This is a genomic window from Lysinibacillus sp. ACHW1.5, from assembly GCF_022014815.1.
In the GTDB taxonomy this organism is placed as follows: domain Bacteria; phylum Bacillota; class Bacilli; order Bacillales_A; family Planococcaceae; genus Lysinibacillus; species Lysinibacillus capsici.
This window is the reverse complement of sequence record NZ_CP091777.1, coordinates 4,159,292-4,173,893: the sequence shown is the minus strand read 5'-3', so window position 1 is coordinate 4,173,893 and position 14,602 is coordinate 4,159,292. Positions and strand designations below refer to the sequence as shown.

Here is a 14,602-nt window from a genome sequence, read left to right as displayed (position 1 = left end):
TATTAGTATATCAATATATTAAAGGAGGAACGTATGCGAGCGACAGGCAAATTAAGCAATAAAATAGTGTTAATGTCATTAGTAATGTTAGTGGCTTTGTTATCTTTTTTCGTTATAACAACAATCTACACAGCAAAATCATCTGTTAATAAAACCATGGGAACACAGGCAGTTGCAGTTGCTGAGAATATTGCAAAACATCTAAATGCTGCTGAATATGAGCAACTCTCAAAGGAACCAAAAGAATCTGAGTTATATTGGCGACTTCGAGAAGAGCTCAACGAATTACGTGAAATAAATGGTGTTCTCTATGCCTATACTTTCGCAGTACCACAGGAAGATAAAAAGGTACGTTTTTTAGTGGACGGTATGCCAGCAGATGATCAAGAAAATGCTGGAGCTATAGGAGATGAGTCCTCCACCACATACTACAAGGATATTGAAAAGGTAAAGAATACAGGAAGTTATTATTCCGCTATTTTACATAGTGATTTTGGAGATTATTTATCTGGTACTGTTCCATTAAAGGATGAGGCAGGGAATACTGTTGCCTTTGTTGGGGTCGATATAGAAGCAACAGAGGTAAGCAATGTTGCGAATGCCGTATTAACGGCTATTTTACCTGCATTAATTATTGTCATCTTAGCTTTAACAGGTATTGTTATGTTCATCCTATATCGTTATATTAATGGAGCGTTAAAACCCCTTGCACATTTAGGTGATGCAGCACAAAGTTTTGCTCAAGGTGATATTGCTAAGGCAACGATAGCAGTGGAGAAAATCCAGCTAAAAGGAGCAAATGAAATTACAATATTTGCACAATCCTTCAGAGAATCACTACAAAAATTAAAAGAAACTTTCCATACGATTCAACAACGCACATTTGCTTTACAAAATGTTGTTCAAAAAATTGATGAGACTTCTCAGCATGTGGAAGAATCAAACGCTCAAATTGCAGATCGAATTATTGAAATTGCTGCTGGTAGTGAGCAACAGCAGCAAAATAATCAAGAGGTTGTATTAACGATGAATGAGATGTCAATAGGTATTCAACGACTGGCTGATACAACTTCAGAAATTGCGGAGTCATCATCAGCAATGACGGGACTTGTGGAAACAGGTGTTAGTCATTCTCAAGAAGTTGTATCTCAAATTCAAAACGTAGAATCTTCTGTTTTACGTACGGCTAATCATGTCGAGGAAATGGGTGATAAGTTCCGCTCAATTGAAGAGATGGTGACCATCATTACGAGTATTGCGGATCAAACCAACCTACTAGCTTTAAACGCTGCAATAGAAGCAGCTAGAGCAGGAGAAGCTGGTAAAGGATTTGCGGTCGTGGCAGATGAAGTTCGTAAACTTGCAGAGATGTCTAAAGCATCTGCTGACGAAATACACATGCATTTAGAAAGCTTTAAGAAAATTACTGATCGAGCGTTACAAGAGATGGCTAGTAGTACCATAGATGTACAGGCAGGCAATAAAGCAGTGCAACACATAGGTGAAAGTCTAGAGAAAATATTGCAATCTGTCCTTGAGGTGAATAATAAAATTCAAGATGACTCTGCTGTCATTGAAGAAATGTCGGCAGGCTCTGAGGAAGTATTAGCTACTACCGAACAGATGAATGCTATTGCGAAGCATAGTGTCCTAGGAACAAAGGAAGTAGCAACTGCCTCAGATTTACAAGTAACGATGGTTTCTGAATTAAATGAAGTTGTAACAATATTAGATCAAACATCGAAAGAGGTTATAGAAACGATTAATACATTTAAATTATGATTAGTTTAGAACTATTTCTCTATAAGCTTATGTCTTGTGGAGAAATAGTTCTTTTTATTTTTGGCATTTAAAATTTAACTGGAGATTAGCATAAAGGCATGAAAACAAACCATATTAAGGGAAATAAGAAAATAATTTGTGCTTTACCCATTGTGAAAACTTTCAAACCATAACATAATATAAAGTAATATATTGTTGAACGAAGAAAATAGGGGGGCTAAAGTATGAAGTTTTTACGTTCAATACAGGGGAAATTGATTATTATTTCATTGGCATTACTAATTATTCCAAGTTTAATAATTGGTATAGTTAGTTATGGTAAGGCTAAGAATGGAATGGAGGATATAGGAGAGCAGGTACTTTACAATAGTGTTGAATCTGCTTTGCAATTAATCGAGCTCGCAAACGAGAGTGTTGAAAAGGGCGACATTTCCTTAGAGGTTGCACAGGAGCGAGTACGAGAAGCATTTCTTGGTCCGAAAGATAGCGAAGGAAAACGGCCAATTAATTATCCTGGTGATTTAGGGGAATATGGCTATATCTATGTGTTGGATGATAAGGGAACATTAACAACACATCCAACACGAGAAGGAGATAATCTTTGGAATGACCAAGATAGCAGTGGCAATTACTTTATTCGAGAAGTAACTGAAAAGGCACTTGATGGGGGTGGCTTTACACAATATGAATTTGAACTACCAGGTCAGGATGTCTTAGCCGATAAAATTATTTATTCTGAGAAAGATCCATATTGGGGATGGATTATTGCATCAGGTACATATATGCAGGATTTTAATGCAGAGGCGAATTCTTTATTGCTAGTAATTGGTTTGACATTAGTAGGTGCCATCATTATTGGGACAATCGTTGTCATTCTTGTATCAAGACATCTGGCATTACCAGTTCAAAAATTATCTAAACGTGTACGTGAAGTAGCAAAAGGGAATTTAACGGTTGAAATTGAGCATTTACAGCGCTCGGATGAAATAGGACAGTTAAATGATGGCTTTAATGAAATGGTACATCAACTTAAAACACTTATTTCAGATGTGGAGGAAGCGATTGTAGAAATACAATCAACATCAGCCAACTTAACCGCAGTAGCTGAAGAGACAAATGCCTATGGGGATGAAATCGTCAAAGCAATCAATGAAGTATCCAAGGGTGCAGTCAAGCAAGCATCTGATGCAGAGGATACAAACCGAACGGCTATCGAATTTGCGCACCAAATTGAAGGATTGCATGATAAAAATGAATTAATGTTAGATGCCTCACAGCATATGAAAAAATCAAATGAAGAAGGCCTAGTTAATCTAGAAAGCTTAAAGGATAAGTCGAGAGAGTCTTCAAATCTCGTTCAGAATATTCAGTCTGTATTTGGTAGCTTAATTGTCAAGGTACGTGAAATTGAAGGCATCGTGGGCACGATTACGGAGATTTCAGATCAAACGAATTTACTTGCACTTAACGCCTCTATTGAAGCAGCAAGAGCGGGTGAACATGGTAAAGGATTCGCAGTTGTCGCGGAAGAGGTACGTAAACTTGCTGATCAAACCTCTGTAGCAACTGAGCTAGTACGCACAACGCTAAAAGGCATTGAAAGTGAAACAAACTTAGTCAATGGTGAAATGCAGAAAACCCATATCATTGTAAGTCAACAAAATGATTCTGTCATGGTAACAGAATCATCCTTTACAGAAATTAAATTAGCTGTTGAAAAAATTATAGCCATTATAGGCGATACGACAGATAGTGTAGAATATTTAAATAGCTCTAAGAATACGATTATGCAATCGATTGAAAGCATTGCGATGATTAGTGAAAAGAATGCTGCTGCATCTGAAGAGGTAACAGCATCTGTAGATGAGCAACAACGCGCAATACAACTGGTTAGCGAATCTTCCAATGATTTAACCGATGAAATATCTGCCTTACAGGAGTCTATTAAACGATTTATATTGAGATAATATTTCAGGGTGCTTGGTTAACAAGCATCCTTTTCTTTTTATCATCGTTAATAAAAGGTAAAGGAGGAATGATTTGTGAGAAGGTGGTTGATGACAGTTGGTGTTATTTTAATCGGTAGTGGAATCGTTCTTTATATTTGGCTTGGGAAAGAAATTGATCAGGGTATGGAACCGAATGCTGATGGTTCAGCTGATTATATGATTATATTGGGAGCAAAAGTAAGGCCAGGTGGTGTACCATCGCTTTCATTAAAAAGTAGATTAGAGGTGGCTGTTCCATACTTAACAAAATACCCACATGTTAAGGTCATTGTGTCAGGCGGACAAGGGCCAGATGAAGATCGTACAGAGGCAGCTGTAATGCAAGACTATTTGGAACAGCATGGCATTGATGCCACGAGAATTATCATAGAAGATCAATCTACATCTACTTATGAAAATTTAGTATTCTCTAAAGAATTATTACCAAAAGAGACAAAGAAAATTACCATCGTTTCAAATGACTTTCATTTAAAACGTGCAAAATATCTTGCTGAAACTTTAGATTTTGAAGTAGATGTCCTATCAGCAAGAACCCCAAAATCAGTAGAAGCAAAATTAAGAATAAGAGAAAGAGCTGCGTTATTAAAAACATATATTGTGGGCTATTAAACAACAACGCCATTAGATTTAGGAACTGCTTCTTTCTCATAAAAATCATTTCAACAGAAAAGAGATAATTGTTTCTTAATAGATTCTATTTGGCATATAATAGAAATATTACGGGGTATAGGACAGAAAGAGGGGACTTTAATGACAACGTTTAAAGAATATCAGTACAGCCGTCCAAATGTGGCATCGATGAAAGAGCAGCAATTAGCACTCATTGAGCAATTTAAACAAGCACAATCCATGGACGAGCAAAGTAATATCATTGAAAAGCACAATGCAATTAGTAATGACTTTGCGACAATGGCTAATTTAGTATATATTCGTGCTTCAATCGATACGAATGATGAATTTTATCAAGCAGAACGTGATTATTTCGATGAAGTAGGTCCTGAGCTAGAAGAAGTAACGACGGAATACTATAAAGCTTTAATTGATTCACCATTTCGTGAGCAATTAGAAGAAAAATGGGGTCAGCAATTATTTGATCTAGCAACTTATCAAATTAAAGGCTTCTCACCAGAAGTTATTGATTTGATGCAAAAGGAAAACAGACTTGTTTCTGAGTACAATAAGCTTGTTGCATCTGCACAAATTGACTTTAATGGAGAAACATTAACGCTCGCTCAACTTGGTCCGTTTGCAGAGTCAACGGATCGAGAAACACGTAAGGCAGCAACGGATGCTCGCTTTGGCTTCTTTGCACAGCATGAAGATGAATTCGATCGTTTATATGATGAACTTGTCAAGGTACGCCATGACATTGCGATTAAACTTGGCTATAACAACTATGTTGAACTAGGCTATATTCGTATGAATCGGATTGATTACAATGCTGATATGGTTAAAAAATTCCGTGATCAGGTACGTGATTTAATTGTGCCTGTTGCAACGAAGCTTTACGAGCGTCAGGCAAAGCGAATTGGCATTGAAGATTTCAAATTTTATGATGAAGCACTTAACTTCTTATCAGGTAATGCTACACCAAAAGGGAATCCTGAGTGGATTGTAGCAAACGGTAAAAAAATGTATGAGGAGCTTTCACCTGAGACAGGAGAATTCTTTAATTTCATGATTGACCATGACTTAATGGATCTTGTAGCGAAGAAAGGGAAAGAAAGTGGCGGTTATTGTACGTTTATTGAAAACTATCATTCCCCATTCATTTTCTCAAATTTTAATGGTACTTCAGGTGATATCGATGTATTAACACATGAAGCTGGACATGCTTTCCAAGTTTATTCAAGCCGTAACATTGGCATTCCTGAGTATTTATGGCCTACCTACGAGTCTTGTGAAATTCACTCGATGAGTATGGAATTTTTCACATGGCCTTGGATGGAGCTGTTCTTTGAAGGTGATACAGAGAAATATAAATTTACACATTTAAGTAGTGGTCTTTTATTCTTACCATATGGTGTGGCAGTAGATGAGTTCCAGCATGTTATTTATGAAAATCCAACAATGACTCCTGCTGAACGTAAAGCTGCATGGAAAAAAATTGAGGAAACGTATTTACCACACCGTGACTATGATCATAACAGCTACCTAGAGGCTGGGGGCATTTGGCAACGTCAGGCTCACATCTATGCAAGTCCGTTCTACTACATTGATTACACGTTAGCGCAAATTTGTGCCTTCCAATTCTGGAAACGTTCACGTGAAGAATTTGAAGCGGCTTGGAAAGACTATATTCATCTTTGTGGTTTAGGTGGCTCTATGTCCTTTACAAAGCTTGTAAAAGAGGCAGGTTTAATCTCGCCATTTGAGGATGGCTGTGTTGAATCGGTTATTGGAGAAATTGAGACATTCTTAAATTCCATTGATGATTCTTCTCTATAATTGATGACTTAAATTCGTTTCACTTCCACGATAACTAGTATTGTGGAAGTGAGCGAATTTTTTAGTTTGTCAGAGGAGTTCTGTAAAAAAATACTAGGATACTTGCGAAATGGTTAATATATCAGTAGTATTTTCAGTAACTGCTATTAAAGGAAGTGAAAGAAAGTGACAAGGAAAGTTTGGTTTCAAGTAGGAGTAGGGATACTACTTACACTACTAATCATTAAATATTTTATAGAAATTCATTGGATTTTTTCACCGCTTGTCATCATATTAAAAGCGATTTTTGTGCCTTTACTACTTGGTGGTGTTCTCTATTATGTGACGGAGCCAATTCAGAGATTTTTAGAAAAACGTAGATTTCCTCGATGGGGAAGTATATTGACGATTTTGTTCGGACTAATAGCAATGGTAGGTATTTTTGGCTGGATTATTGGTAACCCAATTGCCGAGCAGGTCAATAAATTAGTGAAGAATGCCCCTATGATTAGTACGAGTATTAGTACGAGCATCCAGCAATTAACAGACTATGTAACGCAAAATAAGGATAACTTCCCTGAGCAATTAAATGATGTTATCGAAAAAATGGCGAATTCGGTACAAGATATTGCAGTAGTGGCGAGTAAAGGTTTTGTGTCCTTTTTACAATCCATTGTATCTGTGTCGTTATTAGCCATTTTAATTCCGTTCTTCTTTATTTTTATGCTGAAGGATCATGAGAAGTTTGCTCCATCCATCTATAAATATTTCAGTGGTGAACGTCAGCAATGGGTAAAGAAAACGTTAAGTGAAATTGATGATGTATTACGTACCTACATTCAGGGCCAACTGCAAATTAGTTTTTTATTAGCACTAATAATGTATGTAGGCTATTTAATTATCGGATTAGACTATTCGTTATTACTAGTGATTTTTGCATTCTTTATGAATATGATTCCATTTATCGGGCCTTGGATTGCCTTTGCGCCAGCCCTGATTGTGGCAGTTATTCAAGATCCAATTTTAGTGGTGTGGGTTTCGGTTGTGACGCTGGTTGCTCAGCAAATAGACAGCAACTTTATTACACCTAATGTCATGGGGAAATCACTTGATATCCACCCCCTTACCGTTATTACAATTATTTTAGCGGCAGGTAATATAGCAGGTTTTATTGGTATTATTATCGCTGTACCATTTTATGCAGTCTTAAAGGTTATCGTATCCAATATTTATGATCAACGTAATGCAATTAAGAAAAAAGCGACGAAGTCAGTATAGGAGTCGAAACAATGGAACAAGAAATTGTAAAGGTATTTAATGAACAGCATGAGCAAATTGGGACAGCTACGAGAGCGGAAGTGCATGAAAAGGGGCTTTGGCATGAGACTTTTCATTGCTGGCTTGTAAATGAAGACTATATTTATTTTCAAGTACGTAGTTCACAGAAAAAGGATTATCCAGGGTTACTCGATATTACAGCAGCAGGACATCTTTTAGCGATTGAGACAGTAGAGTCAGGCATTCGAGAAGTAAGAGAAGAATTGGGCCTTAATATTGATGTCCATGAGGTTGTCAAAATGGGTATGACATCTTGTAGTATCGTTTCTGAAAATATGATCGACAATGAATTTTGCCATGTCTACATATATCCTTTCAAGCATGATTGGGATTCCTTTGCTTTGCAGTATGAAGAAGTATCGGGTGTAGTTAGAGCGAAGCTAGATGAGGCGGAGGCTTTCTTCTTGGGAGAAACGACGACACTTAATATTGAAGGGTATGAATATTTCCCTGATGGTCAACGTGTGAGAATTGTCAGACCAGTAGGTACTGCACAATTTGTTCCTTATCGGGAATTGTATGTTGCACAGGTGATAAAATTCACACGTGAAAAAATAGTTAATCAAACCTCATAAGTTTAAATAGGATAAGCTATAATATTAGCTTGTCCTATTTTCTTGCGCAAAAATGATTTAGAAACGACACGATATAATAGGAAAAAATGAGTTATACTGTTAGATAGATTGTAAAGAAAAGGAGCATTTTTTATATGCTAACATTTGAACAAAAACAAGCGATTATTGAATCGTTTTCTGAGCTAACAAAAAAAGAAATTTCTTTAAAGCGCCTAAATTATCATTACATGGACAGTCTTTACGAAAAGACGATTGTAGTTGAGAAATTACATCCAAACGGCAATGGCTTTGTCTTTGTAGGAGATTTATTACGCTATGAGAATGAGGCTAATGATAAAGGATTAGTAAATATCCGCGATTACGATGAACAACAACTTCGTGAAATTATTGAAGACGCAATCCAATATTTATCTGAAGAAGTAGAAGAGCAGGAGCCAATTGTAGAGATTTGGCATAGTCGCGATGGTAGTCAGTTACAGCTAGCTTTTGAGCAACGTTCGTGGAACGTGTATCATGGAGACAATCTAGAAGAGGCATTTGGTACGTATGAGGCAGCAAAGGAATATTTACTAGAAGAAGGCTTTCGTACAAAGAAATAAGTTATACGGGGGATCATGATAGATGAACGGAAAAAAATTAGTGGGAATTGTTATTGTTGTTGTGATTGCGGCATGTTTATTTTCAGTTTATACCATTACTAATTTTTATAAAAATCACGAAGAACAGCCTAATCGTGAAAATCGTGAAATTAATAAGTCAAAGAGCTTGAATTTAATTTTGCCACAGGCTACAATTATCTCGAATTCAAGATAATTGAGAGGTGACTGTCAGTGCAACATATTTATTATAAAGGTACAGACGAAACAAAACCGACTTTATTATTGCTACATGGTACAGGTGGTAATGAGGAAAGTCTTATTGGGCTAGCAAAAGAAATAGATGAAACAGCCAATATTTTAAGTGTTCGCGGAAATGTACTTGAGCATGGAATGCCACGATTTTTCCGCCGATTAGCCGAAGGTGTCTTTGATATGGAGGATTTAATCTTTCGTACAAAGGAGCTTCATGAATTTTTGGAGACGTCAGCACAGCAATATGGCTTTGATCGCCAACGAATTGTAGCAATAGGGTATTCGAATGGTGCTAATATTGCAGCAAGCTTATTATTCCACTATGATGATGCGTTAGCAGGAGCTATTTTGCATCACCCAATGGTACCAAGACGTGGTATTGAATTACCGCAACTTTCTCCAACACCTGTGTTTATCGGTGCTGGTACGAATGATCCGATGTGTACAGCACAGGAGTCTGAGGATTTAGAAACCCTTTTAAGTGCTGCAGGTGCCAAAGTAACGACGAAATGGTTTAATTTTGGTCATCAACTAACAATGCCTGAAGTACAAGCAGCAAAAGAATGGTATAAAAGCATTTACGCTTAATTGGAAAATCCACCTCCTTTTAAAGGAGGTGGATTTTCTTTATGTTATTTACTTTTCTTTGAGAAAGGAAGCCACCAGTTCCAATCACCAAACAGCTTCATAAGACTAGGTACAAGCATAAGACGAATAATCGTTGCATCAATGGCAACAGCAATAGCAATACCCACACCAATTTGCTTCACAGGCATTACATCTGTGAAGGCAAATGCACCTGTAATAACAATCATGATAAGCGCTGCCGACGTAATTATTCGGCTAGTGGATGTTAAGCCATCAATTGTTGCGCGCGTATTATCGGAGCCCTTTAAATATTCCTCTTGGATACGAGAAATTAAAAAGACTTCGTAGTCCATACTTAAGCCAAATACAAGACAAAAAACAATAACTGGAATGATTAGCACAATGGAGCTTGCTTCAATACCAAAATGACCATATTGGAAAATATAAACGAGTATACCGAATGCAGATGAAAGCCCAATAATGTTCATGATTATTGCCTTTAACGGAATTAAAATAGAACGGAATGCCAACATTAAAATAAAGAATGTAGAAACGATAATAATTGCTATAGCTAAAACAATTTTATTAGCAATTTCATCAAAGATTTCTTGGTTGAATTTAGCTGGTCCACCAAGTGCAAAATCCACGCCCAGGTCTTTGTCCATCCATGTTCGGGCAAATTTTTGAGCTGTAGAGGAAGAACCTGCTGCATCAATTGTAATTGGAACAAATAGCTGTGTATCCTTTGAAAATGAATTAATAACAGGTTTTAATTGTTCAGCAACCTGTGGAATAGCTAAAGAAGCAGAAAGCTCCTCTGGTGTTTGAATGTTAGCAGCTGTATAAATAGTTGAAACATTAGTCACTAATGGGTCCTTTAATAGCTTTTCTTGAATCGTATAAATTAGCTCTCTACCCTCAGTATCCTCCCAGCCATCTTTTCGTTCAGCCAACAAATACAATGTAGAGGATTCAGCTAGTCCAAACGTTTCATCTAATTTATCGTATGCTGCACGAGCATCATATTTCGTAGGTAAGGAGTCCACCTGTGGAATGGTTAATTGGATATCCTTTAAAGGGATCATGCCGATGCCTAGTAATAATAATGCTGAAATCACTATAGCTACTGGATGCTTCATGACAAAACCTGCAAAGCCACGCCAACGATTTGCCCCACCTGGTTTAACGCGTATTAAGCGCCATTTATTAAGTCTATCTCCTAATAGCATCATAGTGGCAGGAAGTAATGTTAAGCCAGAAAGAACGGCTAACAGGACGACTATAGTGCCTCCTAGGGCGATATTATGAAAAATTTCTACATCAATGACAATCATAGCACCTAAGCCAATCATGACACAGACTGCGGAGAAAATGATAGAACGACCTGCTGTCTGAATAGCAGTTTGAATGGCTTGAGCAATAGAAGTATGTGTGCGTTCTTCTCGGTAACGATTAATAAACAGCAACGCAAAATCAATACTTAAAGCCAGCCCAAGCATTGGAACAATATTTAAGACGAAAATAGATAGATTGACATTAGCACTGAGCAGCGTCATCATACCAAAGGCGGTAACCACTGTCACAACACCAATGACGATTGGCAAAATAGAAGCAACAACTGTACCGAACGCTAATAAGAGAACCACGATGGCAATTGGCAATCCAATGGCCTCAGCTGATGCCAAATCCTTTTGACTAGCAGTATTTATGTCAGCAGATATAACAGGCCCTCCAGTGATACTAATGCCGTCTTTTTCAATTAATGAACGGCATTCCTCAACAATGTCAGGAAGGTTTTCTACATCGTTCTTTATGTGAACCATCGCATAGGCAATACCATCTTTCCGTAAAGAGGAGTCTTCTAAAGGTGATTGAATAGAATGAATCTCTTTTATGCTATCTAATTTTTTTAAAGTGTCTTCAATTTTCTGATCATCAGCTGGATCAAAGACAACCAAAATCGTATTAGATGGTAAATCAAATTTTTCTGCTAGCTCGTTGGTAACATAGGTATGATCTGCTTCGACAAAGAAACCATCACCTTGAAGTTTGCCTGGAAGCTGTAAAGCAAAGTACGCCATTGCTAGAAAAATAATAAGCCATATGACTACGATTGCTTTCGCATGTGCTGTAATAAAAGCTGAAAAAGTTTTCATAGTTGTTTATACATCCCCCTTTTCAATTAGTGTAAAGGATGTGTCACATTTTGTCGTGTGACAAAGTAAAGACTCCCATCCACTTTTTGGACAGGAGTCTTACTATTAAAAGAATAATGATAATATGAAATAAATAACAGATGCCATAACGGCAGAAATTGGCATTGTAATCACCCAAGTAGTAACAATCTTTCGAGCCATACCCCAGTTTACACCACGCACACGCTGTGCTGAACCGACACCCATAATGGACGAAGAAATGACATGTGTTGTTGATACTGGTAAGTGGATTAGCGTAGCGCCAAAAATAACAGTAGCAGATGCTAAATCTGCCGCAACACCATTAACAGGGCGGATTTTCATAATCTTACCGCCTACCGTTTTAATGATTTTATAACCACCAATTGAGGTACCTAGCCCCATTGCTGTAGCTGCAGCAGCACGCACCCAGAAAGGTATTTCATCTCCAGTGTGCAAGCCACCAGCGATTAACGCCATTGTCATAATCCCCATCGCTTTTTGCGCATCATTTGTACCATGGGTGAACGATTGGATGGCAGCAGTAAAAATTTGCATTGTACGGAAACCCTTATTCGTCCGATATAAATTTAAATTTTTAAACCATAATTTAAAAAGAGTCATCATAATAAAGCCTGCACAAATAGCAAGTAAAGGTGAAAATACTAAAGCCATGATGATTTTAGTAAAGCCGCCATAGTTTAACACATTAAAACCAGCGGATGCGATTGCAGCACCGGCAATAGACCCAATTAATGTGTGTGAAGAACTTGACGGTATACCGAAATACCATGTCAGTAAATTCCAAATTATGGCTGAAATTAATGCAGCTAAAATAACGACTGAGCCAGTTGTGTCTCCTTCAAAAGCATTTAATGCAAAAGGATCTACAATATCTTTTGTTAGAGCTTTTGCAACCCCTACAAAGGTGATAGCGCCAATAAAGTTCATAGTTGCCGCCATGATGATTGCCGTGCGTGGCGGCAAAGCTCTAGTAGAAACCGAAGTTGCAATAGCATTTGCTGTATCATGGAAGCCATTGATAAAGTCAAATGTTAGGGCAAAGATGACGACCAGTACGGTTAAGATAATGATTGTGTTCATTGTAAAGTGCCCATCTCCTAATTATGCGTTACGCATGATAATTGTTTCCATAGTATTTGCTACGTTTTGACAATGATCAGCGATATCTTCAAGTTGTTCATAAATATCCTTAAATTTAATGAGGCGGATTGGATCCTTTTCATTTAAAAATAACTTCTTAATAGAAGTACGTTGTACCTCATCACATTCACGTTCATAGTCTTTAATAAGAATTGCGTGTGGACGCATGCCAATTAGATTCTTTTTCTTTAACTCTTCTGTCGCTTTGACTATTTCATCAGCACTTTTTGAAATAAACCCTAAGAAAATGCGCATAGATTCATCAATCTCAGTGAGCGAAAACATTTCAAAGTGTGCAATACAGTGTTCTGTTCCATCTAATACATCATCCATACGAATGGCGAGCTCTAAAATATCCTCACGTTCAATAGGTGTCATGAATGATTTGTTTAACATGACAATCAGTTCATGAATAAGCTTATCACCAGCAGTTTCATAATTTTTCATTGTAATGCTAATCTCTTTTAGGTCAGCTACACTGTTAATACGAAAATCATTTGCGTAATGTACAGCCTCTCTCATATTTTCAGCAATTTTATGCAATGCAATAAAGAAAGGGTCTTGTTTTTTTGAGTTAAGCATGTGAATCGAATCCTCCTGGATATAAATAAATTAATCGACCTCTAAACTTTACTATCATAACAAAATCTTTAATTTATCTACATAAAAATTTACTAATCGACACGAAAATTTACATTGCTGTAATATACAATTCGTTCACAAAATGTGAGGTAATCCAACTGTATTTATTTTTATGAGTACAGATAAAACCTTGTTATAATGGGCAATTATCCTATTACGCTGACTTATTAGTACAGATTAAGACATGAAAGATAATAGAAGGTAATAAAAATAGCGCATTCGAATTGTAAAGGTATTGTAAATTCATTTGATAACCAGAAGAGTACCTTCTTATTCTTAAGAATATCTTCATTTTTATCCTCCCTCTTTATTAAGAATTGTTTACTACAATGGAAAATGAATAGGAAAGGAGCGTTTATTAACTAATGATTCAGGTTGAAAACTTACAACATACATTTTTAATTGGAAAACGAGGGAAGGAAAAGCAAGTGCCGGTATTGAAAGGTGTGAACTTCGAGGTCCATAAAGGAGAAATTGTTGCCATTGTAGGTAAAAGTGGCTCAGGAAAATCGACCTTATTACAAGTTCTAGCTGGTTTTATGAAGGCTGAACAGGGCTCTATTAAAGTAAATGGAAAGGAAACAGCCCATCTAACTGAAACAGAAAGTGCTGCCTTCCGTTTACGTCAATTTGGTTTTATTTTTCAAAACTTTCAATTGATGCCTGGCTTAACTGCTTTTGAAAATATCGAATTACCTTTAAAGCTACAGGGTTTGCGTAAGGCTATGCGCAAAGAAAAAGTAAAGAAATTAATGGACAAGGTTGGTTTGACAGAAGTAGCAGACCATTATCCCAATGAATTGTCAGGTGGACAGCAACAGCGTGTCAGCATTGCACGAGCCCTTATTACGAATCCGCCTATATTACTTGCTGATGAGCCAACAGGGAGTCTCGATTCAGAAACCGAGCAGGATATCTTATTGCTTATTCAAAGTTTAAATCGTGAATTAGGGCTAACTTTTGTCATTATCACGCACGATGAAGAAGTAGCTACGATCGCACATAGACGCTTCCGCATGTACGATGGAGAACTTGTAAAGGAGGAAGCTTAA

General features: G+C 37.1%; 13 protein-coding genes. 10 read left to right on the top strand and 3 right to left on the bottom strand.

The genetic code is table 11. The features are described 5' to 3' along the window. Nucleotides 1-33 precede the first annotated feature (33 nt). The 9 genes from L6W14_RS20915 (at nt 34) to L6W14_RS20875 (ending at nt 9,570) form a co-directional block, all read left to right on the top strand. Nucleotides 34-1,782, top strand: coding sequence for a methyl-accepting chemotaxis protein (locus L6W14_RS20915; protein WP_237898809.1), 1,749 nt, complete (start codon nt 34-36; stop codon nt 1,780-1,782). 224 nt (nt 1,783-2,006) lie between these two features. Continuing rightward, a complete protein-coding gene (locus L6W14_RS20910; protein ID WP_237898808.1) occupies nt 2,007-3,749 on the top strand; it encodes a methyl-accepting chemotaxis protein in 1,743 nt (580 codons plus the stop codon). A gap of 90 nt (nt 3,750-3,839) precedes the next feature. Further along, entirely contained in the window at nt 3,840-4,400 is a 561-nt protein-coding gene (locus L6W14_RS20905; protein WP_237901018.1) for a YdcF family protein, read from the top strand. 141 nt (nt 4,401-4,541) lie between these two features. Then, nucleotides 4,542-6,239 carry a M3 family oligoendopeptidase gene (locus L6W14_RS20900; protein WP_131520900.1) on the top strand — a complete coding sequence of 566 codons (1,698 nt, stop codon included), beginning with the start codon at nt 4,542-4,544 and terminating at the stop codon, nt 6,237-6,239. 165 nt (nt 6,240-6,404) lie between these two features. Then, a complete protein-coding gene (locus L6W14_RS20895) occupies nt 6,405-7,496 on the top strand; it encodes an AI-2E family transporter (RefSeq protein ID WP_131520899.1) in 1,092 nt (363 codons plus the stop codon). Nucleotides 7,497-7,507: 11 nt separating this feature from the next. Then, nucleotides 7,508-8,131, top strand: a complete 624-nt coding sequence (locus tag L6W14_RS20890) for an NUDIX hydrolase (protein ID WP_131520898.1) — start codon at nt 7,508-7,510, stop codon at nt 8,129-8,131. Nucleotides 8,132-8,265: 134 nt separating this feature from the next. Continuing rightward, nucleotides 8,266-8,730 carry a hypothetical protein gene (locus L6W14_RS20885; RefSeq protein ID WP_004231915.1) on the top strand — a complete coding sequence of 155 codons (465 nt, stop codon included), beginning with the start codon at nt 8,266-8,268 and terminating at the stop codon, nt 8,728-8,730. Between the two features lie 22 nt (nt 8,731-8,752). Then, nucleotides 8,753-8,944 carry a hypothetical protein gene (locus tag L6W14_RS20880; RefSeq protein ID WP_004231917.1) on the top strand — a complete coding sequence of 64 codons (192 nt, stop codon included), beginning with the start codon at nt 8,753-8,755 and terminating at the stop codon, nt 8,942-8,944. 17 nt (nt 8,945-8,961) lie between these two features. After that, nucleotides 8,962-9,570 carry an alpha/beta hydrolase gene (locus L6W14_RS20875; protein ID WP_131520896.1) on the top strand — a complete coding sequence of 203 codons (609 nt, stop codon included), beginning with the start codon at nt 8,962-8,964 and terminating at the stop codon, nt 9,568-9,570. A gap of 44 nt (nt 9,571-9,614) precedes the next feature. Here L6W14_RS20875 and L6W14_RS20870 read toward each other — a convergent pair whose 3' ends face one another. The 3 genes from L6W14_RS20870 to L6W14_RS20860 all read right to left on the bottom strand — a co-directional run bounded on the left by L6W14_RS20870 (nt 9,615) and on the right by L6W14_RS20860 (nt 13,490). Continuing rightward, nucleotides 9,615-11,726 carry an MMPL family transporter gene (locus L6W14_RS20870; protein ID WP_131520895.1) on the bottom strand — a complete coding sequence of 704 codons (2,112 nt, stop codon included), beginning with the start codon at nt 11,724-11,726 and terminating at the stop codon, nt 9,615-9,617. Between the two features lie 105 nt (nt 11,727-11,831). Beyond that, a complete protein-coding gene (locus tag L6W14_RS20865) occupies nt 11,832-12,848 on the bottom strand; it encodes an inorganic phosphate transporter (protein ID WP_004231925.1) in 1,017 nt (338 codons plus the stop codon). Nucleotides 12,849-12,869: 21 nt separating this feature from the next. After that, a complete protein-coding gene (locus tag L6W14_RS20860; protein WP_004231927.1) occupies nt 12,870-13,490 on the bottom strand; it encodes a DUF47 domain-containing protein in 621 nt (206 codons plus the stop codon). Nucleotides 13,491-13,915: 425 nt separating this feature from the next. Here L6W14_RS20860 and L6W14_RS20855 point away from each other — a divergent pair, with 425 nt between their 5' ends. After that, nucleotides 13,916-14,602 (top strand): ABC transporter ATP-binding protein, encoded by a 687-nt coding sequence (locus L6W14_RS20855; RefSeq protein WP_048394180.1) that lies wholly within the window; start codon nt 13,916-13,918, stop codon nt 14,600-14,602.